This is a genomic window from Campylobacter sp. JMF_04 NA10, assembly GCF_027737655.1.
Taxonomy (GTDB): domain Bacteria; phylum Campylobacterota; class Campylobacteria; order Campylobacterales; family Campylobacteraceae; genus Campylobacter_B.
In genome coordinates, this window is record NZ_JAOVTZ010000002.1 from 170,755 (window position 1) to 196,152 (window position 25,398).

Consider the following 25,398-nt stretch of genomic DNA (forward strand, 5'->3'; position numbering starts at 1 on the left):
AAATTCCCTAGCCTCTGATTTGTCATTGCGATATTTTCGCTACCGCAAGTTTTTAAATACTGCCCCGATTTTGTCGTTGCAAAAAGTGGAGCAAAATTTGCCTTGATTTGTCATTGCAAATACTGCCCCGAAATGCGCGTTGATTTGTCATTGCGAGCCCAGCGTTGCAATCCAGGGAAATTCAAATAAATTTTGATTAATTCAAATTCTCTCTAAATTTTACTGGATTGCTTCGAGCCTTTCGGCTCTCGCAATGACAGATTAAGCGTTTTCGATTAAGGCGATTTCGTCGGCACTCAAATCATAAAGTGCAAAAACTAGCGAATTTAGCTCTTTGTCTAAAACTTTTAGCATTATTTCATCGTCCCCTGAGATTTCGCTTTGGTTTTTGATTTTTAAAATTTTATCCACCAAATTCACAAATTCGGCTTCTTTTTCTTTTGAAATTTTTGGGATAGGAATTTTATATAAATTTTGACTTGTTAATCTTATGTCGCCAGTTCCAGTTCTATCGGTAGTTTGCCTAATATACCAAGCAAATAAATTTGACAAAAGCATAGCAAGAAAATATTTCAAATTTTCTAATTTAGAAGTAACAAAATAATTTGTATTAAGGCAATATGTTCCTTTTTTGGTAATCGCAAATGCAAAATGTTCGCCTAAATCTTTCCAAACTAAAAGTGGTTTCTCAAATTCAGCGTAATACGCACTATTATCCTGTGTTTCAAACCATTTATTGCTTGTCTTTTTACGGCAACCTTTTGCACCGCTTTGCTCGATTTGTGGTAAAAATTTAGACAAATAATTTTTAAGGCTTGGGAATTCGTCAATATCTAAATGCAGGGCAGGAAATGTGCCGATGATATAAAATCCAGCCCACGAGTATGTATAGCGTTTAATATCGCGCCCGCGCAAAATAGGCTTTATGATAGCCTTTGTGCGTTCAAGCTCAGCCGCGCTACCACAGCCACTCAAAATCTCGGTGCGGGTCGCTTCATCTATAATAAAAGCTTCGTTTAAACCGGTAGTTATGCCACGATAAATATCTATATCCCAATCTTTCAGCGGTGTGCCAAGGCGTTCGATTTTGGCTTTGAGATTTGCTTCTAGTGAATTTAAGAAAATAAAACCGCTTTTGTTTAAATTTGCAGTTTGCAGGGCCTGGAAATCTTGCAAATTTGGGGAGTAGAGTTTGAACTCTGAGTTTTGCGAATTTGCGTTTTGGTTGTTTTCGCTCGTAGATTGCTTCGTCGCTTCGCTCCTCGCAATGACAGATTGTGCGCTGTCATTGCGAGACGACTTGTCGTCGAAGCAATCCAGCACGGCGTTAGCCGTTTTTGAAGTGGCGAGATAATCGGAATTTCTCTGGATTGCTTCGACCACTTCGTGGTCTCGCAATGACAAAGTTGAATTTGCTCCGTTTTTGCGTAAAATCGTAATGGCGCTATCGACGGTGGCGTCATCAAAAACTTTAACGCCATTAAAATCGGCGATTGCGAGAATTTGCGAATTTTGTAGTATCAATTCGCGCAAATTTTGCCCGTAACTTGCACGGAAAAATTTATTCGAGCAGATAAAGCCTAGCAAACCGCCATTTTTTAGCAAATTTAGCCCAAGTTCATAGAAATACACAAACAAATCAGCCGTGCCACAATATGCTTTGTAAAGCTTTTGTAAGTGCGGTTTTTGCTCTTTTATCATCTCTTGGCGGACATAGGGCGGATTTCCGATAACGCAGCCAAATTTGAAATCAAACGGAAAATCTAAAAGCGAATTCGCGCATTTTATATTATTTGATAAATCAGTGAGTTTTCGCCCCTTTTGCGCGGTGCGGAGCCAAAGCGAGAGTTTGGCGATTTGGACTGCGTCAGCGTTAATATCTACGCCGTAAAGGTTGTTTTCTAAAATTTGGGGTTCTATGTCGTATAACGGCAAAGCTTCGTTTTCGTAAATTTTGCGAAATTTATCTAAATTTTTGTGCTCGTTAATGAGAAAATCCAAAGCCCCGTTTAAAAATGCTCCACTTCCACAAGCAGGGTCGATGATTTTTAAACCAAGCAAAAATTCTTTATAAGCGCGGATATTTTCGAGCGTTTGTTTTTCGTCCTTACTAAGGCGTTTTGGGTTTTTTGGGATTGCGATTTCGTGCAAATTTAGCCTTGACTTTTCGTTTTCGCAAATCTCGCCTAGCGTTTGGCTAATGATAAATTTCACAATGTATTCAGGTGTGTAGAAAATGCCGTCTTTTTTGCGTTTGCTATCTTTTTTGTCGAAATTTTTGTTTTCGATTTCGGCGGTGAGTTCTTCAAGGTCGCTTAGGCTCTGCTCGAAAATATGACCTAGGATATTCACGCCAACTTCACTAGCAAAGTCGTATTTTGAAAGTTTTTCGGTGTAAATTTGCAAAATTTCATCATCAAATTTGAGCGAATTTAGCCCCTCATCAGTGGCGAAAAGTCCGCCATTGTAGCCATTTTCAACACCTAGTTTTTGATTTCCTTTGTCAATAGCTTCAAAATATTTTTGCCAAATTTCATAAAGGCTAAAATCGGTAAATTTTTGATTTTGCCACTCGGTGTTAATATCTGCGACAAAATTTGATTTCAAAAGTCCATAATCTTCGGCAAAAAGGACAAAAATTATGCGGTCGCAGAGTTTTTGCACTAGGCTAAGAATTTGCTTTTTACCTAAATTTTGATTGTTTGAAACGGCGTTTTCAAAGAGTTTTAGGCGAAATTCACTAAAATCAGCGTAAAGTCTTTTTGAAATTTCTCTATCTGAATTCTCGCTTTTGTCCCGCAAATCAATAGTTTTAAACGAATTTATATTTTCGAAGCAAAAAATTTGGTGAAAAAGCTCGAATTCATCTCGTGTCATAGTAAAAAGGCTAAATTTTTCATAAGCGGTTTTTTTGTCAATATATAGGCGAATTTCATCGAAATTTGAGATGATGATATAGCGACTTTTTGAGTTTGAATTGTGATAATTAAAGGCTTGATTTTCGATTTTGTCCAAATCGTGCGTTTTTTGGTCTTTTAGCTCGATGACGCCGATGACTTCGCCGTTTGCGCTTAGGATTGCGCCGTCAGCCTTTTTGCCGTCGGTTTCGTTTTTGCTTTCTCGTTGGAGATTGAAGTGTTGTGGATCGCTCGTTTTTAGCGTGTATCCTAGGCAAGCCTCAAAAATATCGTGCAAAAAATCGGTCTGATACTCTTCTTCTTTGTAGCCTTTTATAGCGTCGATTTTGGCTTGAAATTTGAGAAAATTTTCGTAGCGTTCGTTTAGAGTTTTTTCATCTTGCTTTTGTTCTTTGATAATTTTTTCTTTGAAAAGTGCCATTTATTTCCTTTTAAATTTATACTCATATCTTTGCAGTTGCGAGATATTGCCGAGAATTCCGCCTTGGTGGATATATAGGACTTCGTTTGCGAATTTTTCGCGGTTAGCTAAAAGCGTGAGAAGTCCCACGGGGTCATAAATGAGGTCAAATTCTATGCCGGTTTGCGCACGGGCTTTTTGCCAAATTTCATAAAGTTCGCGCACAGGTTTGCCAAAGTGAAATTTGCGTGGTGGGGGCAAAATTTGCACGCCCGAGCGCGGATCTAGGGCTAGTATTTGCTCTCTCAGATACGAGCAATCGCCCACGCAAGGCGTGGTAAAGACGCGAAAACGGCTATGTTTGGCTAGATACGCCGCGCTCGTGCCTGTTCCACTTGGCAAAAAAATGTCAAATTCTCGCCCATTTTCGCGCGCATACTCTTCGATAAATTTAGCCTGCGCGATAAATCCGGCCTCAGCCTCGCCCTGTGCAACCCCCTCTTCGATAAAAATCGTGTTCTCATCGCAAAGGCTAAGCGCAAATTCACGGCGATTTTGCGCCACGAAAATCTCCATGCCATTTTCTAGTGCGGCGGCGAAATTCCCGCACGGGCGCGCGCTTAAATTTTCGCTTAAATGCGAGATGACAAACTGAAATTTTAGCCCCTTTATGCGGGCAAAAACGCTTTCGTTATACATGGCGTTTGATTGCGAGCTACCAAAGCTTACAATCTTTGAAATGCCCCGCAAATCGGCACCGAGCAGGGATTGGAGCTTCCTTGCTTTATTGCCGTTAAAAATCCCAATCAAATCATCACGCAAAATTGCAAAGCTAAAATTTTCGATTTTTATCTTTTGGATTTTTGGGGGTTGTAGCGAAATTTCGCCCGTTTTTTGCGCCTTTTCTACTTCGCGCAAATGAGCTTCAAACTCAGGCGAGATTATGACGCGTTGCGAGAGCTCGCGCGAGTATTGAGCCCCGCCAAAGCTATCTTGTCGCATTTGTGTCAAATTCCAAAAATTTGCGGATTTCTTCCATAGCCTCTTTGTTGCTAAGTGTAAATTTGATTTCGATTCGACGGCTTGCGTCTTTGTCCTCGACGCCGTCAGTTAGCACAGGCTGAGAATAACTGCGACCGCTTGCGATTAGGTATTTTTGCAATCTCTCGTCTTTGTTCCACTCGTTTATGAAATTCATGACCGCCAGTGCGCGCTCTTGCGAAAGGGCTAGGTTGTATAAATACCCGCCGTCGCTGTCTGTGTGGCCCTCGATGATGATTTGATCTAAGCTATTTCTGATTTCATCATTATCCATAAGTGCGCTAAAATACCCTTCTAACGCGGTTTTGAAACTCTCTTTGCTACTCTCTTTAAGCTCGCTTGAACCCTTGTCAAAAAGCACGGACGAGTTTAGCGTCATCGCCCCGCTCTCGCTATCTATGCGGATTTTGCCGCCTAGGCGTTCTTTAAGCTCGGCGATTAGTTTGACCTTTTGACCGGTTAGGTTGCGAATTCGGTTTTTGGTGACATTTAAATCGTGCAAAATTTTGTTGAAATCGCTCTCTTTTTGGGTTAGCTGATCGAGCAAAAACGCGATTTTTATCTCTTTTTCGGTAGCTTCGGTGCGAGTGTTTTTCAAAAGCTCGCTAATGTCGAAATTCTCTTTTTTGAGTTTTTCTGCCATGGCGCTTAGATCTTCGATTTGGATAAAATAGATCGAATTTTGCTTGCGAAGGTCGGTGTTTTCGACATTTAGCTTTTCAAGCTGTTCGGAAAAAATTTTGTTTAAAGCCTCTAATTCAGCAGATTTTTTCTGCGAGGATTGAAGTGCGACCATAGCCTTTTCATGCTCGATGGTTTGGGCTTTGAGGTCGTCTTGCACCAAATAGTATTTGACGATAATCCCGCCGATTAGTAAAATAAAGACAAACAAAAGCCCCGCCATTAAATCAGCGTAAGCTATCCAAAAGGTCTCTTTTTCGCTGGTTTTACTCTTCATTTTGGTTTTCTTTTTCGTCTATGCTTTGAAGCGTTTTGCGTAGCTCGTCGATGATACCCTCTGAGCTTGTGTTTTTGCCTAGGCTAGAATCAAAAAGCGATTTGATTTCGTTATTTAGCTCTTTAAAACTTGCCTTAAAGCTCTCTCTTGCGTTAATTTGCTCGCTTAGCATATTTTCATTTAGGGATTTAATCTGCAAGGTAAAATTTACTATTGCCTGATTTAGGGCGTCTGCGCTGGTTTGCAGATTTGCGCTCTTTTGCTCAGATGATTTCGAAAAGCTCAAATATCCCGCTGAAATGCCGTTTTGGATCTCGACCATATTGCTCGTAACGGCCTTTAAAGACGATAAAATTTGATCGAAATTTTTGCTGATTTCGCCGTGAGTTAGGTTGGCATTTAGTATCATTTCATTAGCCCTTTCTAACTCGCTTGTGGTTAGCGCAAGGGCGCGCTGCTCAGCGTCAATTATGCCTTGAAGTGTTTGCATTTTTTCATCAATTGCGACATTTAGGCTATCGCTAAGGGTATTTGAAGCCATAGCCATGAAAGAGCGCGAAACCTCGGCGTTGCGATCGAGTATCTCGCTAAGGTAGCTTTGCGTGATTTCCTCTTTGCTCCAAAAAAAGTTTTTTGTGGCGTTTTTGTATTTTAAAAGTAATCTTTCGAATTTGCTAATTCCCTTTTTTTCGAAATAAATCCACCAAAGCGCTAGAAAAATACCATAAATCGACACATAAAACGCCGTGCCAACGCCACCTAGAAGCCCTGCGATTTCGGTCTCTAAATTTGCGATATTTGATGATGAGAAATTTGGCATAGAAATCGCAATGCTGATAAATGTGCCCAAAATACCCAGCATTGGGAAAACACCCACCGCGACAGAGGCGTAGTTGTCATTGCGAAGCGAGTGCGAGTATTCATCTACGAAATTTTCAAATTTAGCGTCTGACTTTTTTTTAATGCCTATGCTAAGGAGATTTTCGACGATATAGTTTTTGAGTTCGGTTTTGAAATTTTCGATACTATTTTGAAATTTCAAACAGCCAAATTCAGCATTATGCCTAGCCAAAAATAGCGCAATGATGAGCAAAAAGCCCATCATTACGATCGAGTGAAGCTCGACTTTGAAGTCGATTACCTTCAAAAATCCTAGCAAAAATATGGCGAAAATCGCCACAGGAACAAACACGATTTTCAGATAAACGCCCAGTAGTGAGCGCTCTGGATTTTCTGGAAGCGTTAAATCTAAAATTTCTGTTGTTTTTTCCATGAAATTTGCCTTAGTTTTTGTTTATACAATTTAAATTTTCAAATGCGACAAGCAATCTTTTTACCATACTTTCTTCGCCACATCTTAACCATTTGCGAGGGTCGTAGTATTTTTTGTTTGGTTTATCTTCCCCTTCTGGGTTGCCGATTTGACCTTGCAAGTATGCTCTATTTTTGAGCTCATACTCTCTCACGCCGTCCCAAAACGCCCACTGCGTATCGGTGTCGATATTCATCTTGACTACGCCATAGCTTACAGCGTCTTTGATATCTTTGATCTCACTACCGCTACCGCCGTGGAATACGAAATTTACAGGTTTGGCGTCATTTAAGCCAAATTTTTCTTGCACGAATTTTTGCGAATTTCGTAGAATTTCAGGGCGAAGCACGACATTTCCCGGTTTATACACGCCATGCACATTGCCAAAGCTCGCTGCAATCGAGAAATTATCGCTGATTTTTTTAAGTCTTTCATACGCAAGCGCGACATCTTCTGGTTGCGTGTATAAAAGCGCGTTATCCACGCCTGTATTATCCACGCCATCTTCCTCGCCACCTGTTACGCCAAGCTCGATTTCTAGGCTAATTCCTAGCTCGCTCATCTTTTTAAGATAGCTTTCGCAAGTGCTTAAATTTTCTTCCAAACTCTCTTCGCTAAGATCTAGCATGTGAGAGCTAAATAGTGGCACGCCGTGCGCTTTTTTATACCCTGCGCTTGCCTCTAATAATCCATCAATCCAAGGAAGCAGTTTGCGCGCTGCGTGGTCAGTGTGTAAAATCACAGGCACGCCATAATATCTAGCTAGCAAATGCACCTGCAAAGCACCTGCGACTGCGCCCATAATAGCGCCGTTTTCGCACTCTTTGCCTGCATAATAACTCGCTCCGCCGTTAGAAAATTGGATAATCACAGGAGAGTTTGCCTTTTTGGCGCTCTCTAATACAGCATTTACAGAGTGGCTTCCTACGACATTTACAGCAGGGATTGCAAAACCCTCGCTCTGCGCGTATTTGTAGAGCTTGCTAACATCATCGCCAAATAATACACCAGCTTTAACTACATCTAAAACACCCATTTTGCACCCCTTTTTTAAGATTATTTGTATTCGATTTTTGCTTTTTTAAGCAGATCTTGCGCCAATTTTTCTGAATTTGCGGCTGCTTTTTCTTGGCGGATTGAGCCTTCGATTAGAGGTTTTACCTCGCTAACTGGGACTTGGCGTTTTGCGATTTGATCCTCTTTTAAGATTACATGGTAGCCAAATTCTGTCTTAACAGGAGTTTTTGAAATTTCACCTTTTTTTAGCGCAAACGCAGCGTCTGCGAAAGGTTTAACCATAGCACCCTCTTTTGGAAATGCTGGTAGTGCGCCACCTGATTGTTTTGCGGCTGGCTCGATTGATTTGGCTTTCGCGATTTCGCTAAATTTAGTGATTAGCGCGCCACCATTTAGACCTTTTAGTTCATCAATCACAGCTTTTGCCTCGGCGTCTGTTTTGACCAAAATATGGCGAACTTGGGCAAGTTCTGGATTTACAAATTTTGCTTTATTTTTGTTGTAAAAGTCTTGAACCTCTTTGTCGCTGATTTTGATTTTTTTGGCCTCTTTTGATTGCCATACGCGCACAGCTAGGTTGTCTTTTTGGAACTCTAACTCTTTTTTATAAACTTCGTCGTTCATAACGCCTGCTTTTTTAGCTTGTTCTACGACAAGTTTTCTAGCGATAACGCGGTTTAAGATATCTTTTTTGGTGTTTGCTGGCAGTGAAGCGAATTGTTGTGGAGCTATGCCTTGGGCTACTAGAAATGGAATAACATCGTTTTCTGTGATGTTTTTGCCATTAGCAGTCGCTAAAACTGTCGCATTTAGGCCCATGGCCACAGCCAAACTAAGTGCTGAAAAAACTAATTTGTTCATCTGAATTCCTTGTAAAAAAAATCGCAAGATTATAGCCAAAGCTGGTTAATGATTAAAATTTTGCCCGCCTTAGGATACGCATTTTCGCGTATCTATGAGCGGGTCAGTGTAATTGAAGTGAAATTTATTTTACTTCTACATTCGCGCTTTTGCGAAGTTCTTGTAGTTTTTGCTCTAATGCAGCGCCTGCTTGTTGGCCTTTGATTAAATTTTCGATGAAAGGTTTGGCTTCATCTTGGCTAAGCTGTTTTTGAAGTTTGGCGTCTTCTTTGAGCACGATATGATAGCCTAAATCAGTTTTGATAGGAGTTTGCGTGATAGCGCCTCTTTTAAGCTTGCTTGCGCCGTCCCAAAACGCTTTTGGCATCATTTCTTGGGTAACCCACGCAAGATGACCTTTGGTTTGTTTGGCCTCAGGCACGATTGATTTAGCTACCGCAAGCTCTTCGAATTTGCTCACCAAAGCGTCGGCTTTTGTGTTTTTTAACTCTTTGATAATCGCGTCAGCTTCGGCCTTTTTTTCCACTGTGATATTAGATAGCAACAAAGCGGCTGGTTCGACGAAAGCAGATTTGTTTTCGTTGTAAAATTTAGCGATATCAGCGTCGCTTACTTTGATTTGCTTTGATAGTTGGTGTTGATACATTTCGATTGCGATTCTATCTTGTGCTGCTTTTAGGGCATCTTTGTATTCTTGCAGATTTGTAACGCCATTTTTTCTAGCCTCAGCGGCTAAAATTTCGATATCAATCGCTCTTGCAAGCACCATTTGTTTTTCTTGATTGCTAAGCGTGGCTGGATCTTTGCCAAGTGCTGCTATGTGCGGGGCGACCTCGGCCTCTGTGATTGGCGCGCCATTTACTGTGGCGAAAACTGTCGCATTTAGGCTTACTGCCGCTGCTAAACTTAGGGCTGAAAATAGTAATTTTTTCATTAAAATTCCTTGTAAAAAAATGCGAGATTATAGCCAAAAAGCGATTAATAATCAAAAATTTTGTGTAAAATAAGGGCATGAGAACGAAAAAAGATATAAAAGAGATCAAAAATTTATTGTTAGAGCACTTTGGTGAGCCGACAACCGAGCTTAAATTTAGGAATTTATACGAGCTAATCGTCTGCGTTATGCTTAGCGCACAATGCACCGATAAACGGGTAAATTTAATCACACCTGCGCTATTTGGGGAGTTTCCTGACATATACTCGCTGGCAAATGCAAATTTGGGCGCAGTTAAAATGCTGATAAATTCGTGCAGTTTTTTTAATAACAAAGCACAAAATTTAATCAAAATGGCAAAGTCTGTGGTGGAAAATTTCGGTGGCGAAATCCCGCTAAATGAAAAGGATTTGCTTAGCCTTGCAGGGGTCGGGCAAAAGACAGCCCATGTCGTGCTAATCGAGCATTGTGGGGCGAATTTTATCGCCGTGGATACCCATGTTTTTCGCGTTTCGCACAGGCTTGGACTTTCAAGCGCAAAAACGCCAGAACTTACCGAAAACGACCTTACAAAGGCATTTGTAAGCGATTTAAACTACCTGCACCAAGCTTTGGTGCTATTTGGACGATACACTTGCAAAGCTGTAAAGCCAAATTGCAAAGAGTGCTTTTTAGCGCACCTTTGCAAAAGTAAGGATAAAATTTTATAAATTTTGCACGCCAGAGATTATCTCTCGCACGGCATTTAGGATTTTTTCGACAGATTTTAGCTCGACTTTTTCATGCGTGCTGTGTGGCGAAGTGATATTTGGACCAATCGAAGCCGCTTGTATCTCGCTATCTTTTGTGATAAAAACGCCACACTCTAACCCAGCATGAACGGCACCAAGCTTCGCAGTTGGGACAAATTTTTGTAAATTTTTTAAGATAAATTCGCTAAATTCGCTTCGTTGCGGTTGCCAAGGCTCACTAGTTTCGCCAAAAACGCATTCCAAGCCAAAATTCTCAGCCGACATTTTGGTTTGATATTTCACCCCTTTTAAGCCCTTTTCGCTCATCGATCTAGCATAAAACAAAAGTTCAAATTTGCCGTTTTTTTCACCAGCCAAAGATAAATTTATGCTAGTTTGTGGCAAGCCTAACTCATCGTTAAAATCCCTAACGCCTTGTTTAAATTCGCAAATGAGATTTAAAATATTGTCCGAATTTTCGTAAATTTCGCACTCTTTAAACCCTAAAAATTTATGTTTAATAAAATTTGGAAAATTTGAAATTTCATTTTTAAAAATTGCCGTTGCACTAGCTTTTGCAGGGATTGAATTTGCCCTTTCGCCACCGCTAAATTCGGCGATTTTACCGCCATTTTTAGCGATAAATTCGGCTAAAAATTTAATCGCATTTGGCAAATTTTTATGAATTTCGATTCCACTATGACCGCCCGGGAAATCATCGATAAAAATCTCATAGCAAAAGCCACTTTTTTTCTCGCGCGCACTGTCGCAAAGAGCGCGAATTTCGGCACTTCCTGCGCACCCGATTATGACTTCGTTTTCATCTTCGCTGTCTAAATTTAGCATTTTTTTGCTTTTTATAGTGCCGTTAAATTCCCTAACGCCCCAAAGCCCCACTTCTTCGTTGTTTGTAAGGACCGCTTCGAAGTTATCAAATTCGCTCATCATCGCCATTATAATTGCTACACCGATTCCATTATCAGCCCCAAGCGATGAGTTTTTCGCGCTTAAAAATCCGTCCTGCTCTACTAGCTCGATTTGCGGCGCAAGTCCCACGCCAACCATATCATAATGCGCTTGCAGGCAAATTTTTGGCTCACCTTTGCAGACATAAATATTTCCGGCACTATCAACTTCCACGCTAAATTCGTGCTTTTTAGCAAATTCCACTAAAAAATCTCGCAACGCCTCAGTTTCATAGCTAAGGTGCGGAATTTCGCAAATTTGGCGAAAATAATTCATAACTTTTTTCATTTTTTCGCCCTATTTTCGCTTATCACTTACGATTTTGCCCTCGTAAGTGGTCTTTGCGATAGCTTCTAGCATCGCCTTTGTATCGGCATCATCGCGCGCTAGCACGCTGGCTGTCTTACTAGATAGCTCCACGCGCGCGCTGATTACGCCATCGCACTCGCTAAGAGCCTTTCTCACCATTTGCGTGCAGAGCGGGCAGTGTATTTTCTCTACATAAATTTCAATCTCTCTATCGGCGAAAACCGCGCTAACAAGGGCAAATAATAGTAAAATTTTACGCATAAATTTCCTTATTTTTGTTTAATACTTAAAATTTTGGCTTTTTCGTATTTTGCATTTTTCAAAGCCTCGATCATAGCGTTTGTATCGGCGTTATCTTCGGCGATGACGACCGCCTTTTTCTCGCCCTCTTTGGCCTCGACGCTGATTACCCCCTCGCATTTTTGCAAGGCAAATTTAATCGAAGCTGCGCATAGGTTGCAATGGATTTTTCCGACTTGGATTTCGATTTCGCGCTGTGCAAAAAGCGCGCCACAAACGAGTGATAAAAGTAAAATTTTACGCATAAAATCTCCCTAAAATTTCAGGATAAAATAGCAGTAAAAATATCAAAATTCCGCTTAAAATGTAAATAAAATACCATTTTTTGCGACCTGCGCCGATGACGCATGAGTTTTTGCGAAAGAGCACAAAATACAGGCTCGCAATGTAAAATACAATAGAAATCGCCGTAAAAACGGGGCGAAATCTCGCCAACTCGTCCGCAAAGGAAAGTGCCGAAAAACTCACCCCAAAAAGCAAAAACAAAAGCGCTGGCAAACAGCACAAAGTCGCCATAAATGCGCTTACAATCGCTAGAACGATAAATTTTAGCTTACTCAAATTTCGCGACTTTTGTAATCGTAGCTAAATTCTTTCGGGTCGTAGTAATTTAGCGTTTGTCCGTCCGTTTCGCCATAAACATAGCCGAAATTGTTTATCGGAAATTGCGCTGGGCGCGGACTTAGCGTGAAATCTCTGCCGTAATTAAACCCTATCCAGCACATCTCCCAGTTGCCAAAGAGATATTCGCGGATTTGCGCGATTTTTTGGTCGTCGTTTGTGAGTTTTTCGCCAAGTCTGACTTTGGTGACATCGGCAGGATCTACTGGAATCCAGCCGTATCCTTTGAGATAAAACTCAGCGCGACAGTGTTGTCCGCCTGAAATATGGCTAAATCCGTCATCTTTGGGTGCTGCGCCCATTTGACCTGAAAATCGTGATTTTCCAACCCTTATACCAAACATTTCGCGCGCAGGTATCCCAGCAGCCCTCGCCAAAGCCACAAAAACCGAGTTTATGTCGGTGCATTTGCCACTTAATTTACCGCTAGTTAGGATTTGTTTGACATCGCCTAACCCACACCCAAGCACGCTATTATCGCGCTCCATGGTGTTTGCCACCCAGGTGTAAATCGCCCTAGCCTTTTCTAAATCGCCTTTGATATTTCCTACGATTTCATCTGATTTTTGTTTAACCACGCCGTCGATTTGAATTTGCGTAGTTGGCTGCAAAAATTTAGCGATTTCGGGGGCTAGTTTTTCGTTTTCGTTGAAATTTACCTTTGAAAAATCGGTATTTCGCTCTGTGGTTTGCACATCGAAACTGATATCTAGTATCGGAGTTTCGCTTCCGCTAAATTTCGCATAATATGTCGGAATTTCGCCCTCAGTGATAAATTTCTCCACTGCGTTTGAGCCGACCTTATAGTGCGAAATGACCTGCTGAAAATCACTAGGAAGCACGAGCGGAACCCACACCCTGCTCTCTTTGCCGATCTCTTTGATAGCGTGTTTTAAACTAACGCTAAATTTGCGCGTTTTTTGCTCGGCTTCTTTGGCGCTCGTATCAGCCAAAACCACGCTAGGAGCGAAGCTAGCGACACCTAAAATACTACTAAATTTAAAAAAATCTCGTCTTTTCATTTGAAAAAATTCCTAAATAATCTAACCAAAACTTGGCTCTAAAAGGCAGAGATTTTATCCTTTTAATGCTTTAAAATTGCTTTTTTAAATTTGCTTTGATAAAATGGCGCAAAATTTATGAAATTTAGGGTAAAAAATGGATTTAACTACCATAAAAAACGAAATGTTAAAAAAACTAGAAAACGCTCAAAATGCCGAAATTTTAGGCGCGATTAAGGCATTGCCAAAATTTGATTGCGAGGTGAGTTTTGGCGATGCTATAAGTGCGAAATTCGACGCAAATGAAGAGGAAATGAAGCAAATCAGGCAAATCGCACTATTGTTAAAACCTTGGCGCAAGGGGCCTTTTGCGCTAAATGAGCTTTTTATCGACAGCGAGTGGCAAAGCTTCATCAAATTTAACCTTTTAGAGGGGCATATTGATTTGGCGGGCAAAAATGTCGCAGATGTGGGGTGCAATAATGGTTATTATATGTATCGTATGCTAGGACTTGGCGCGCGTAGCGTCACGGGCTTTGATCCTAGCGCGCTATTTTATCTACAATTTTTGTTTTTGCAACATTTTATGCGAGCGCAGGCAATTTTCGAGCCGCTTGGCGTGGAGCATTTGCCGTTTTATGGGGCGAAATTTGACACGATTTTCTGCCTTGGCGTGATTTATCATCGCTCAGATCCTATCTCTATGCTAAAACAGCTCAAATCTGCGCTAAATAGCGGTGGCGAGGTGATTTTAGATACGATGTATATAGACATGGACGGGGATTTTGCCCTTACGCCAAAGGGTGGGTATTCTAAGATCTCAAATATCTACTTCGTGCCCACTATCGGCGCACTTAGCAACTGGTGCGAAAGGGCGAAATTTAAGAATTTTGAAATTTTAGAAACCAAACAAACTGATTTTAACGAACAGCGAAAAACTGAGTGGATTGACGGTCAGAGCCTGGAAAATTTCCTAGATCCAAAAAACCCAAATCTCACTATCGAGGGTTACCCTGCCCCGAAACGGGTTTATGTCAAAATCAGCCTGTAAATACGCAAAATTTTACAAATAATTTTGCGTATTTTGCTAAATTTGGCAGAATTTGCAAATAAATCATAAATTTTAATCAAATTTTTCTCTCTTTTTTAAAGCTTAATTTTAGTTTAATATTGGTAGAATTAAAAGTTTAGTTTATAATTTACAAAGGTTTTCTATGAACGCTCAAAATTTAATTCCATATTTGACCGATTTTTTGGCCACAGAACTTGAAAAAACAGGAGCAGACGCTTTCGTAGTCGGAGTCAGCGGAGGACTTGATAGTGCCGTAGTATCGGCGTTATGCGCCCTAACAGAGATCCCAACTCACGCCCTAATCATGCCTATGCCTAGCTCAAATTTAGCAAATTTAGGCGATGCGATTGAGCATTGCGATATGTTTGGTATAGACTACGAAATCCAAGAAATCGCCCCATTTATGGAGGCTTTCGCTTCGCTTGATACTGGCGCAGACAAGCTAAGAACTGGAAATTTTGCGACAAGAATTCGCATGGGATTATTATATGATTACAGCGCGAAACACCGCGCAGTCGTAGTCGGAACAACAAATTTGAGCGAAAGAATGCTAGGATACAGCACGATTTATGGTGATTTAGCATGCGCCTTTAACCCAATCGGCGAAATTTTGAAGACAAAAGTAAGCAAGCTTGCCGAAGCGCTTACTATCAATGAAAACATAATCGCAAAAACTCCAAGCGCAGATTTATGGGAAAATCAAAGCGACGAAAGAGAGCTTGGATATAGCTATGATATCCTTGATAGCGTGCTTAGAGATATCTTCTCTCGCCCTGAACTTCGCAAAAAAATTAGAAGCGGCAAAGAGATTACAAAAGATGATTTAGCATACTTGCTTGATTCGAATCACAACGCTGATTTATGCAAATTTATCACAAATAGAATGATAAAAAATAGCTTTAAATTACGCATGCCAAATGTAGCACAAGTAGATCCTAATGCTTAGGATTTCACATGAAGCAAATACCCTTTTTTAAAGCGCAGGTTGATGATAAAGAAGAATCGCTTATACTAAATGCCCTTCACAATCCACAAATAAAATACTCAGAAATTTTTGAAAACAAAATTTGTGAGTATTTTGGCGTGAATTATGCAATCTCCACTACTAGTGGCACTACTGCGCTTCATCTTGCGCTTTGCACACTCGGTGTCAAGCGCGGAGATAGAATTTTATGCTCAGTTAATTCATTTCCGCATGTAGCGGCGGTTATTAGGCATTTTGATGCTGAGCCGATATTCGTAGATATCGATACAAACACCTTTAATATCACTCCTGAAAGCTTTTCAAAAGCTATCGAGCTAAACAGACACAAAAAGCTAAAATGCGCCTTTATCTCGCACACAGCTGGGCTCGTAACAGATATGGACGAGATTTACGAAATCGCCAAAAAAGAAAATATCACTATCATAGATGACGCTTCTAGGGCCACAGGTGCTACATACAAGGGTAAAAAAATCGGCTCGTTTGAAAACTCGCTGTTTTCGTGCTTTCAGATAAATCCACAAGCCCAAGATGCAATCTCTACGGCTGGATTTTTCGTCACAAACAACGAAGGTTTGGCAAATTCTGCCAAAATTTTACGCAATAACGGAATCGTGGGCGAAGCGTTTTATAAAGATGGAAATTTAGGCTTTACTTACAATGTAGATCGTATCGGTCAAAAATACGATTTAAACTCGATAAATGCGGCATTTGCACTATCACAACTAGAAAAAACAGATAGCTTTATCAAGCGTCGCCAAAATATCGCAAAAATGTTTAGGAAATCTTTGGAAGATTGCCCTCATATCGAGCTTCCTACCGATAGCGCGGAGCACATTTATACACAATTTATCATCAAAATCGACAAAAACCGCGATGATTTCGCGCGCGAAATGATTTCTAGGGGCATTGATGTGGGGCTTCACTATGTGCCACTGCACCTGCTAAGCTACTACAAATCCAAGTATAATTACAAAGTCAATGACTTCCCAAATGCGCTAAAAAATTATCAGCAAATTTTATCTTTGCCGATTTATGCCTCGCTTAGCGATGACGATGTGGCCTATATCTGCGAAAAAATTATAGAAATTGCGAGAAGCCGTGTTTAAAATTTGGCTCGAAAAAAATTTATACGATCCGGGCGTTATTTGGCTTATAATTTCATTTTTTTTGCTTCCACTCTCAATCATTTTTGGCTTTATTCAGATGATTAGGCGCGCCCTAATTAAACCCAAAGATTATGGTATAGCAGTAGTAAGCGTGGGAAATCTAACCCTTGGCGGAAGTGGTAAAACTCCGCTTGTGGGGGCGATTTTTACAGAATTTAGCCCTGAGATTCCTACTTGCATAATACTGCGCGGATACGCTCGCAAAAGCCACGGACTACAATATGTGGCGAAAAATGGCGAAATTTTATGCGACATAAAAACCAGTGGCGATGAAGCCATGCTCTATGCCAAAACCCTAAAAAACGCAAGCGTTCTTGTGAGCGAAAACCGCGAAAATGCCATAATGCAGGCCAAAAAAGACGGCTTTGCTCTCGTGATTTTAGACGATGGATTTTCTAAATTTCATATAGAAAAATTTGAGATTGTTTTGCGCCCTAGCGATTCGCCGCTTTTGCCCTTGCCACTGCCAGTCGCAGGCTATCGCTATCCGCCAAATTTCTACAAATTCGCAGATTTTATTCCCAGCCTAGATGATATAAAATCCACTAGTGAAATTTCAAATTTCCCAAATCCACACACCGACAAGGAAAATACGATTTTAATCAGCGCAATCGCCAAGCCATGGCGTCTAAAAGAGTTTGAAAAACACGCCAAAGCTAGTTTTTATTTCCCAGATCACTATGATTTTACAAAAGATGAAATTCAAAATTTACTTCATAAATCTGGCGCCACGCATATCATTTGCACCGCCAAAGATTTCGTCAAGCTCGAAAATTTCGGGCTTAATATCAGCGTAATCGAGCTTAAAACCACGCTTAGCGAAAATTTCAAAAACCAAATCAAAGCCTACATTACTAGCAAACTAAACCACTAAATTTGGAGAAAACAATGATAAAATCAAGTCAAATTGCAGAAATTATCATCTCAGCCCTACCTTATATCCGCAAATTTCGCGATAAAATTTTCGTCATCAAATACGGCGGCGCAGCCCAAACCGACGAGGTTTTAAAGCTAAATTTCGCCCGTGATATCACGCTTTTGCACATGGTTGGTATCAAGGTCATCGTCGTGCATGGCGGCGGCAAAAAAATCAACCAAACCCTCGATTTGCTGGATATCAAAAGCGAATTTTGCGATGGTTTGCGCGTAACAAGCAAAGAAGCTATCGAAGTAACCGAAATGGTGCTAAGCGGGCTTGTAAATAAAGAAATCACCGCGCTTCTTAACCAAAACGGAGCCCCTGCCATAGGCATTAGCGGCAAGGACGGCGGACTTTTGAGGGCGAAATTTTTAGACCGCGAAAAATACGGCTTCGTAGGCGAAATCACAGATGTAAATACAAAAGTCATTTATGATTTGCTAGATCGCGACTATCTGCCAGTCATCGCGCCACTTGCCGGGGGCGAAAATGACGAAAATATCAGCTTTAACATAAACGCAGATCTTTGCGCTAGCAAAATCGCTAGCTACCTAAAAGCCGACAAAGTGATTTTTCTAAGCGATATCGACGGCGTGCTAGATAAAGAGGGCAAACTCATTAGCAAACTCGATGAAAATTCGATCTGGGCTTTGAAAAAAGACGGCACGATTAGTGGCGGTATGATACCTAAAATCGATGCTTGTTTGGAGTGCATAAACACAGGCACCAAGGCCGCTCACATAATAAATGGCAAAATCCCACACTCGCTTTTATTAGAGCTTTTCACTGATACTGGTATCGGAAGTTTGATTAGATAAGGAGAATTTATGAAATTAGTTTCCACACGAGATTTTAGCGCCAGCGCCACACTTAGCGACGCACTACTAAGCCCAAGTGCTGCATTTGGCGGACTTTATACACCGCGCGAGTTGCCAAAACTTACACCTGAATTTTGGAGCGAGTGCAAAGAGCTTAGCTATAAACAAATCGCTTTAAAGCTTATAAAAGCCCTAGATTTCGACATTTCGCCGGAGGTTTTCAAAACCGCTCTTGCTAGGTATGATAGTTTCGAAAACCCTGCCCTGCCACTTGAAATTTCTAAATTTAACGATAACACCTATATTTTGGAGCTTTATCACGGCCCGACGCTCGCGTTTAAGGATATGGCGCTTCAACCATTTGGTGCGCTTCTTGGCGAGCTAGCGGCGCAAAGAGGCGAAAAATACCTCATAATCTGCGCTACTAGTGGCGATACTGGCCCAGCTACGCTAGATACCTTCGCAAATGATCCAAATATCAAGGTCGTATGTCTATATCCAGCTGGCGGAACGAGTGAAATCCAACGCCAACAAATGGTAAAACAATCAGCCAAAAATTTAAAAATTCTAGGCATAAAAGGAAATTTTGACGACGCGCAAAGAGCGCTAAAATCGCTACTTAGCGATGATGATTTTAAAAACGAGCTAAAAGCTAATAATCTTTGCCTAAGTGCGGCAAATTCTGTAAATTTCGGCAGAATTTTGTTTCAAATCATCTACTACATTTACGCTAGCGTGCAATTTAGCAAAAATCCAAAATTTAGCGCGCACGATAAATTTGATGTAATCGTGCCAAGCGGAAATTTCGGCAACGCCCTAGGTGCGTATTTCGCCAAAAAAATGGGAGCTAGTATCGGCAAAATCAAAATCGCTTCCAACGCAAACAATATCCTAACCGATCTAATTAAAACTGGAATTTACGATTTGCGTGGCAGGGAGCTAATTAGCACGATTAGCCCTGCAATGGACATTTTGATTAGTTCAAATGTCGAGCGCGTGCTGGCTGATTTATTCGGCGATAAACGCACAAAAGAGCTTATGGCTAGCCTTGCGCAAGATAAATTCTACGCCCTTAGCAAAGATGAGCTTACTAAGCTTCAAAGCGAATTCGAGGCCGGTTTCACAAGCGATGACGAGTGCTCGAAATTTATCAAAGAAGCTAGCAGTAGTGGCCGTCTCATCGACCCGCACACTGCAAATTGCTTCAAGCTTTTAGGTGGCGATACGCCAACTCTCATCGTTTCTACGGCGAAATGGATAAAATTTACCCCGTCGATGATAAAAGCGATAAAATCTCGCCCGTGCGAAGACGAAAAAGCCGATATGATCGCGCTTTCGAAAGAGTTTCAAAGCGATATTCCAGCCCAAATTTCACGCCTTTTTGCCAGCCCTGAAATTCACACGAGCATAATCGAGCAAAACGAGATTAAAAACACGATTATTGATTGGATAAAACTATGATTATAATACCTGCCCGCCTAGCCTCAACTAGGTTTAAAAACAAAATTTTATGCGAATTTGCCGGCGTGCCGATGTTTATCAAAACAGCGCAAAACGCCGCGAAAGTCGATAATGTGCTAATCGCGGTAGATGATGAGCAAATCCTGCAAATCGCTAGGGATTATGGATTTCGCGCTGTTATGACAGATGAAAACCACCAAAGCGGCACAGATAGAATAAACGAAGCTGTGAAAAACGCAAATTTAAGCGATGATGAAATTTTAATCAATGTCCAAGCCGACGAGCCGTTTTTTGAGACACAAAATTTAATTAAATTTAAAGAATTTGCCACTAGCGCGATAAAAAACGGCGCATTTATGGCTAGTTGCTACAAAAAAATCGACGAAAAAAGTGCGCAAGATCCAAATTTAGTCAAGGTGATTTTGGACAATCACGGCTTTGCGATTTATTTTTCACGCGCGCCGATACCTTATCCAAGAACCGAATTTAAGGACTATTTGGGGCATATTGGCATTTATGCGTATAGCGCAAAAACCTTGCGCGAATTTTGCACCCTACCGCCTAGCGTGCTAGAAAATACCGAGAAATTAGAGCAACTTCGCGCCCTAAGTGCTGGCAAAAAAATCGCAATGTTGCAAATTGCTACAAACAGCGTCGGAATCGACACGCAAGAAGATTATGAAAAAGCGCTGAAAATTTTTGGGAAATAAAATGGATTTTAACGAATACAAAGAGGCAGTGCAAACCCTGAATTTATGGGCAAGAGCGTATTACACGCAGGATAATCCAATCGCTAGCGACGAAGAATACGACACGCTATATAGCAAGGTCGAAATCTTCGAGCGAGCCCACCCAGAGCAAATTTTACCATACTCCCCTACTTTGCGTATCGGAGGCGAGCTTAGCGAGGGTTTCGAAAAGCTTTCTCACGGCGCGCAAATGTGGTCTATGGAGGATATTTTTAACGACGGCGAGCTTTTGGCGTGGCTTGGGCGCGGCGAAAAGGCAAATTTAGAATTTTATGTCGAGCCGAAATTTGACGGAGCAAGCCTAAATCTCACATACGAAGACGGCATTTTAATCTCGGCTGCCACGCGCGGAGACGGCAAAATCGGCGAAAATGTAACCGCCAATGCAAGAGCGATAAAATCTGTCCCACTTCAAATCCCATATAACGAAAAAATCGAAATTCGTGGCGAAGTTTTGATTGCTAAAAGCGATTTTGACGCTCTAAACGATGAGCGCGCACAAAATGGCGAAGCTCTGTTTTCAAACCCGCGCAACGCCGCAGCTGGAAGCCTTCGTCAGCTAGATAGCGCGGTCGTAGCGAAGCGAAAACTTCAATTCATACCTTGGGGCGTGGGAGAAAATAAATTAAATTTCACGCGCCATAGCGAGATTATGGAGTTTGTGCGAAGTCTTGGCTTTAAGAGGGACGATTTTAGGCGAATTTGCGCGAGTGCAAATGAAATCCGCAAGGCTTACGAGGATTTGCACGCCCTGCGCGAGAAAAAAGATCTGATGCTAGATGGCATGGTGCTTCGCATAAACGATGTCGCAAAGTGCGATTTGCTGGGATACACCGTGAAATTTCCGCGTTTCATGGTAGCGTATAAATTCCCAGCTATCGAAAAGGTTACAAGGCTAAAAGACATTGTTTTGCAAGTAGGCAGAACGGGCGCAATCACCCCTGTGGCGGTGGTCGAAAGCGTCAATATCGACGGAGCAAATGTCAGCAACGCTACGCTTCATAATTTCGATGAAATCGAGCGTTTGGGGCTGATGAAAAACGATTTTGTGGGAATTATACGAAGCGGCGATGTGATCCCAAAAATCACAAGCGTCTTTGCTGGGCGCAGAGACGGCTCACAAACGCCCATAACTCGCCCTAGCGCGTGTCCTGTATGTGGCGGCGGTCTGCTCGATGAGGGTGCCTTGATAAAATGTCAAAATTTGAGTTGTAAAGCACGGATTGTGGGAGCTTTGATCTATTTTTGCTCGAAAAAATGTATGAATATAGAAGGGCTAAGCGAGGCTACGATTAGCTTGCTTCATAGCCTTGGCAAAATCAATGAAATCGCCGATATTTATGCGCTTAGCGAAGCTGATTTTGTGGGGCTTGAAGGCTTTAAAGATAAAAAAATTTCAAATCTCTTAAACGCTATAAATTCGAGCAAGGGCGCGCAGCTTTATCGCTTCATCAGCGGGCTTGGTATCGAGCATATAGGCGAGGTTGCAGCGCGCAAAATCGCCGAGAGTTTTGGCGAGAAATGGCTAGACGCTAGCTATGAAGAGGTGCTAAATTTAGAAAATTTTGGAGAGGCTATGGCGAAGAGTTTTTGCGAATTTTGCGCCGAAAACGAAGAGAAAATTCGCAATTTAATCAATATCATAAATCCACAAATTTCTAAGAGCGAAACCACGCAAACCGCCTTTACAGGCAAGACTATCGTGCTTACTGGCACCATGTCGCGCCCCAGAGATGAGATCAAAAACCGCCTTTTGCAAATGGGCGCAAAGGTTTCGGGCTCAGTATCGGCCAAAACCGATTTTGTGATTTATGGAAGCGAGGCTGGAAGCAAGCTAGATAAGGCAAATGCCCTTGGCGTGCGCACGCTAAGCGAAGATGAGTTCGAGGAAATGGCGCGTGAGATTTGATAATTTCGTAGCCCATGCTCTAAAAATCAGCCGAAACAAAGCCCAAAATCTCATTAAAGAGGGCAAAATTTTGCTAAATGGCGAAATTTGCGACAAGCTCTCAGCCGAAGTAGCAAGTGGCAAGATTAGCGCGACAGACGAAATTTTCGTAAGCCGTGGTGCGCTGAAATTAAAGGGATTTTTAGATGAGTGCGCGCTTGATATCGCAGGCGTGCGCGCCCTAGATATCGGCTCATCGACGGGCGGATTTGTGCAAATTTTGCTAAAATACGGCGCAAGCGAGGTCGTAGCCCTTGATGTGGGAAGTGCACAGCTAGATGATAGCTTGCGCCACGATCCGCGTGTAATCGTGCGCGAAAACACCGATATCAGGGAGTTTGAGAGCCAAACGAGTTTTGAGCTAATCACCTGCGATGTGAGCTTTATCGGGATTGAGAAAATTTTGCCTAGCATTTTGCGCCTTGCTTCGCGCGATATAATCTTGCTTTTCAAACCGCAATTCGAGGTCGGCGTGGGTGCAAAACGAGATAAAAAAGGCGTCATAAAAAATCAAAAGCTAGTCGAACAAGCAATGGCGAAATTTGAGTTAAACTGCGCTAAAATGGGGCTTATAATGATACAAAAACTCCCTTGTCAAATCAAAGGCAAAGAGGGAAATCAGGAGTTTTTCTATCATTATAAAAAAGGAGAATAGATGAAATTTAAGCAAATTTTAATTTTAACTTTAACTATATTTTTCCTAGGGGCGTGCGCCAAAAGCATTTCGCCAAACGCACCTATCACGCGGGATTTTGATATAGCTAAATTTTGCGGTGGTTGGTATGAGATAGCCCATATCAAGGGCTTTACAGGCGAGTTAGAAAACACAGCTTATGAGATTTTCGTCGATAAAAACGGCTCGATAAATATGCTAAAATCAGCCCAAAGCCAAAGTGGAAAAATCAAATTATCTAGCGAAGAACTAGCCTTTGTGGGCAAAAAATCCGAGGGAAATTTAGTTCGCAAAGGCATGATAAAAAATGCCAAATTTAGCGTCGCTCAAACCGATGTGGATTACAGCTACGCACTCATTTTTGGCGAAAACACAGGCGAGCTTTATATGCTTTCGCGCACCAAAACCATGCCCGAACTCATCAAAAATATCTACCTAAACAAAGCCAAAGAAAGTGGCTATGACACCCAAAAAATCGTATGGACGAAGCAAAAATGAGTGAGCCTAGCGAAATTTCAATCCTAGCCAAATTTGGCGAAAACGAGAAATTTCTAAATTTAAATGGAGCGAAAAAAAGCGAGATTAAAGCCCTTGCTATCGGCAATTTCGACGGATTTCACAGGGCTCATCAAAAGCTATTTGACGCTCTTGGCGAGCATGGCGGCATAATCATAGTCATCGCCGATACTGCGCCCAAACTCACGCCACCTAGTCTAATTAGTCAAATTTGCGAAAAAGAGATTTTTTACTGCGATTTAGCTAGGGTGAAGAATTTAAACGGAGCCGAATTTATCGCGCTTTTAAACGCAAATTTTCCAAATTTGGAAAAAATCGTAGTCGGAAATGATTTTAAATTTGGCAAAAATAGAGCCAGCGACGCAGAGTTTTTGCGCGCGAATTTCGCCGGCGAAACGCTCATAATCGACGAGTTTAAAATCAACGGCGTGGGCGTGCATACGAGGCTGATTAAGGAGTTTTTAAACGCTGGCGAGTGCGAGAAGGCGGCGCAGTTTTTGGGGAGGGAGTATGAAATCTCTGGCAAAGTCATCAGCGGTCAAGGGCTTGGCGCAAAGAAGCTGTTTGCGACGCTAAATCTAGATGCTAGCGAGTTTTATATGCCAAAATTTGGCGTTTATGCCACGCTGTGCAGGGTAAAAAACAAAATTTACAAAAGCGTCTCATTTATAGGGCACAGAGTCAGCACGGATAGCAATTTCGCCATAGAAACGCACATTTTAGGGGAGTTTAGCGCAAATTTCACGCCAAAGAGCGCGAGCGTGAAATTTATCAAATTTATCCGCGAAAACAAAAAATTTGCAAATTTGGGCGAATTAAAAGCGCAAATTTCAAGCGATATCGCCCTTGCTAGGGATATTTTAGGAAACAAATATGAAAGATGAAATTTTCAAAACGCCGATAAAAAAGCAGTTCGAGTTCGACAAAAGCGTCGCTAGCGTCTTTGACGATATGATCGCGCGCTCGGTGCCGTTTTACAAGCAAAGCTCCGAGCTTGTTTGCGAGCTTTTGGCACGGATTTTGGCTCATGGTGCCAAAGCCATAGACCTTGGCTGCTCGACGGCTGGGATTTTGCTTAGTTTGTATCAAATGCGCCCTGATTTGGCGCTTTTTGGCGTGGATAACTCCGAAGCAATGCTAGAAATCGCCGCGGCAAAAACCGCTGCTTTTGGCGCGCAGATAAAATTTTCGTGCGAAGATATCTTAGAGTGCGATTTTAAGGGCTTTGACGCCGTGATTTTAAACTACACTTTGCAGTTTATTCGCCCGATAAAACGGGCAGAATTTATGCGCAAAATTTATGAAAATTTGGGCGAAAATGGGGTTTTGATTTTCGCCGAAAAGCTCGTTTATGAGGATAAAACGCTTAGCAAAAATATGATTGAAATTTACGAAAATTACAAAGAAAATCAAGGCTATTCGAAGTTTGAAATCGCCCAAAAACGCAAAGCGCTAGAAAATGTGCTAATCCCATACACCGAGAGCGAGAACAAAACGCTCGCGCTTAATGCCGGATTTGCCAGCGTGGAAATTATCTTTAAATGGGCGAATTTCGCTGTTTTCATGGCGAGAAAATAGCTAAATTTCGCCCCTTATTTTTGGTAACACTGCCCCCGAAATTTGTCTTTTGTAAAATTTATAGCATTTTGAAAAGTTAAAATTTAAATGACTTGAAATCCATAAAATAGCTTTCAAATAGCAAGCTAGCGCTTACGGCTTTAA

Annotated in this window: 25 protein-coding genes; 13 read left to right on the forward strand and 12 right to left on the reverse strand. The window is 41.6% G+C overall.

Annotated features, from left to right (window positions below; genetic code table 11):
- Positions 1-261 precede the first annotated feature (261 nt).
- The 7 genes from OFO12_RS03800 to OFO12_RS03830 form a co-directional block, all read right to left on the reverse strand.
- On the reverse strand, positions 262-3,339 hold the full coding sequence (locus tag OFO12_RS03800) for an Eco57I restriction-modification methylase domain-containing protein (RefSeq protein WP_270869524.1): 3,078 nt from the start codon (positions 3,337-3,339) through the stop codon (positions 262-264).
- A complete protein-coding gene (locus OFO12_RS03805) occupies positions 3,340-4,329 on the reverse strand; it encodes a 1-aminocyclopropane-1-carboxylate deaminase (protein ID WP_270869525.1) in 990 nt (329 codons plus the stop codon). It lies immediately after the preceding gene.
- Entirely contained in the window at positions 4,307-5,317 is a 1,011-nt protein-coding gene (locus tag OFO12_RS03810; RefSeq protein WP_270869526.1) for an OmpA family protein, read from the reverse strand. The genes OFO12_RS03805 and OFO12_RS03810 overlap by 23 nt, the downstream gene beginning before the upstream one ends.
- Positions 5,307-6,590, reverse strand: a complete 1,284-nt coding sequence (locus OFO12_RS03815) for a MotA/TolQ/ExbB proton channel family protein (protein ID WP_270869527.1) — start codon at positions 6,588-6,590, stop codon at positions 5,307-5,309. The genes OFO12_RS03810 and OFO12_RS03815 overlap by 11 nt, the downstream gene beginning before the upstream one ends.
- A 10-nt stretch (positions 6,591-6,600) precedes the next feature.
- A complete protein-coding gene (gene fbaA / locus OFO12_RS03820; RefSeq protein WP_270858916.1) occupies positions 6,601-7,665 on the reverse strand; it encodes a class II fructose-bisphosphate aldolase in 1,065 nt (354 codons plus the stop codon).
- A 20-nt stretch (positions 7,666-7,685) separates the two neighbouring features.
- Complete coding sequence (locus OFO12_RS03825; protein ID WP_270858917.1) at positions 7,686-8,507, reverse strand: peptidylprolyl isomerase; 822 nt, start codon at positions 8,505-8,507, stop codon at positions 7,686-7,688.
- A gap of 124 nt (positions 8,508-8,631) precedes the next feature.
- Complete coding sequence (locus OFO12_RS03830) at positions 8,632-9,441, reverse strand: peptidyl-prolyl cis-trans isomerase (RefSeq protein ID WP_270869528.1); 810 nt, start codon at positions 9,439-9,441, stop codon at positions 8,632-8,634.
- A 77-nt stretch (positions 9,442-9,518) separates the two neighbouring features.
- Here OFO12_RS03830 and nth point away from each other — a divergent pair, with 77 nt between their 5' ends.
- Positions 9,519-10,151 carry an endonuclease III gene (gene nth, locus OFO12_RS03835; RefSeq protein WP_270869529.1) on the forward strand — a complete coding sequence of 211 codons (633 nt, stop codon included), beginning with the start codon at positions 9,519-9,521 and terminating at the stop codon, positions 10,149-10,151.
- Here the strand turns inward: nth and OFO12_RS03840 are convergent.
- From OFO12_RS03840 to OFO12_RS03860, 5 genes are read right to left on the reverse strand one after another with little or no spacing between them, the layout of a single operon-like run.
- A complete protein-coding gene (locus OFO12_RS03840; protein WP_270869530.1) occupies positions 10,146-11,426 on the reverse strand; it encodes a M20/M25/M40 family metallo-hydrolase in 1,281 nt (426 codons plus the stop codon). The two genes, nth and OFO12_RS03840, sit on opposite strands and share 6 nt — an antisense overlap.
- A gap of 9 nt (positions 11,427-11,435) precedes the next feature.
- Positions 11,436-11,708, reverse strand: a complete 273-nt coding sequence (locus OFO12_RS03845) for a cation transporter (RefSeq protein ID WP_270869531.1) — start codon at positions 11,706-11,708, stop codon at positions 11,436-11,438.
- 8 nt (positions 11,709-11,716) lie between these two features.
- Positions 11,717-11,992, reverse strand: a complete 276-nt coding sequence (locus OFO12_RS03850) for a heavy-metal-associated domain-containing protein (RefSeq protein WP_270869532.1) — start codon at positions 11,990-11,992, stop codon at positions 11,717-11,719.
- Complete coding sequence (locus OFO12_RS03855) at positions 11,985-12,308, reverse strand: aryl sulfotransferase (protein WP_270869533.1); 324 nt, start codon at positions 12,306-12,308, stop codon at positions 11,985-11,987. The genes OFO12_RS03850 and OFO12_RS03855 overlap by 8 nt, the downstream gene beginning before the upstream one ends.
- Positions 12,305-13,390, reverse strand: a complete 1,086-nt coding sequence (locus tag OFO12_RS03860; protein ID WP_270869534.1) for a transglutaminase-like domain-containing protein — start codon at positions 13,388-13,390, stop codon at positions 12,305-12,307. The genes OFO12_RS03855 and OFO12_RS03860 overlap by 4 nt, the downstream gene beginning before the upstream one ends.
- A 136-nt stretch (positions 13,391-13,526) precedes the next feature.
- Between OFO12_RS03860 and cmoB the strand changes: the two genes are divergently transcribed.
- The 12 genes from cmoB to cmoA all read left to right on the forward strand — a co-directional run bounded on the left by cmoB (position 13,527) and on the right by cmoA (position 25,254).
- Positions 13,527-14,420 carry a tRNA 5-methoxyuridine(34)/uridine 5-oxyacetic acid(34) synthase CmoB gene (cmoB, locus tag OFO12_RS03865; RefSeq protein WP_270869535.1) on the forward strand — a complete coding sequence of 298 codons (894 nt, stop codon included), beginning with the start codon at positions 13,527-13,529 and terminating at the stop codon, positions 14,418-14,420.
- Positions 14,421-14,583: 163 nt separating this feature from the next.
- Complete coding sequence (nadE, locus tag OFO12_RS03870) at positions 14,584-15,387, forward strand: NAD(+) synthase (protein ID WP_270869536.1); 804 nt, start codon at positions 14,584-14,586, stop codon at positions 15,385-15,387.
- Between the two features lie 8 nt (positions 15,388-15,395).
- The gene (locus OFO12_RS03875) at positions 15,396-16,532 is read left to right on the forward strand and encodes a DegT/DnrJ/EryC1/StrS family aminotransferase (RefSeq protein WP_270869537.1); all 1,137 of its coding nucleotides are present in this window, start codon (positions 15,396-15,398) and stop codon (positions 16,530-16,532) included.
- Complete coding sequence (locus OFO12_RS03880; RefSeq protein ID WP_270869538.1) at positions 16,525-17,466, forward strand: tetraacyldisaccharide 4'-kinase; 942 nt, start codon at positions 16,525-16,527, stop codon at positions 17,464-17,466. Before OFO12_RS03875 ends, OFO12_RS03880 begins: the two co-directional genes overlap by 8 nt.
- Before the next feature lie 14 nt (positions 17,467-17,480).
- A complete protein-coding gene (gene argB / locus OFO12_RS03885; RefSeq protein WP_270869539.1) occupies positions 17,481-18,329 on the forward strand; it encodes an acetylglutamate kinase in 849 nt (282 codons plus the stop codon).
- Positions 18,330-18,338: 9 nt separating this feature from the next.
- The gene (thrC, locus tag OFO12_RS03890) at positions 18,339-19,790 is read left to right on the forward strand and encodes a threonine synthase (protein WP_270869540.1); all 1,452 of its coding nucleotides are present in this window, start codon (positions 18,339-18,341) and stop codon (positions 19,788-19,790) included.
- Positions 19,787-20,500 carry a 3-deoxy-manno-octulosonate cytidylyltransferase gene (kdsB, locus tag OFO12_RS03895; RefSeq protein WP_270869541.1) on the forward strand — a complete coding sequence of 238 codons (714 nt, stop codon included), beginning with the start codon at positions 19,787-19,789 and terminating at the stop codon, positions 20,498-20,500. Before thrC ends, kdsB begins: the two co-directional genes overlap by 4 nt.
- A gap of 1 nt (position 20,501) precedes the next feature.
- Positions 20,502-22,448, forward strand: a complete 1,947-nt coding sequence (gene ligA, locus OFO12_RS03900) for an NAD-dependent DNA ligase LigA (RefSeq protein ID WP_270869542.1) — start codon at positions 20,502-20,504, stop codon at positions 22,446-22,448.
- The gene (gene tlyA, locus OFO12_RS03905) at positions 22,438-23,142 is read left to right on the forward strand and encodes a 23S rRNA (cytidine-2'-O)-methyltransferase TlyA (protein WP_270869685.1); all 705 of its coding nucleotides are present in this window, start codon (positions 22,438-22,440) and stop codon (positions 23,140-23,142) included. Before ligA ends, tlyA begins: the two co-directional genes overlap by 11 nt.
- On the forward strand, positions 23,143-23,658 hold the full coding sequence (locus OFO12_RS03910; protein WP_270869543.1) for a lipocalin family protein: 516 nt from the start codon (positions 23,143-23,145) through the stop codon (positions 23,656-23,658).
- Complete coding sequence (locus OFO12_RS03915) at positions 23,640-24,560, forward strand: bifunctional riboflavin kinase/FAD synthetase (protein ID WP_270869544.1); 921 nt, start codon at positions 23,640-23,642, stop codon at positions 24,558-24,560. Before OFO12_RS03910 ends, OFO12_RS03915 begins: the two co-directional genes overlap by 19 nt.
- Positions 24,550-25,254: a carboxy-S-adenosyl-L-methionine synthase CmoA gene (cmoA, locus tag OFO12_RS03920; RefSeq protein ID WP_270869545.1), complete on the forward strand. Its 705-nt coding sequence runs from the start codon at positions 24,550-24,552 to the stop codon at positions 25,252-25,254. Before OFO12_RS03915 ends, cmoA begins: the two co-directional genes overlap by 11 nt.
- Positions 25,255-25,398 lie beyond the last annotated feature (144 nt).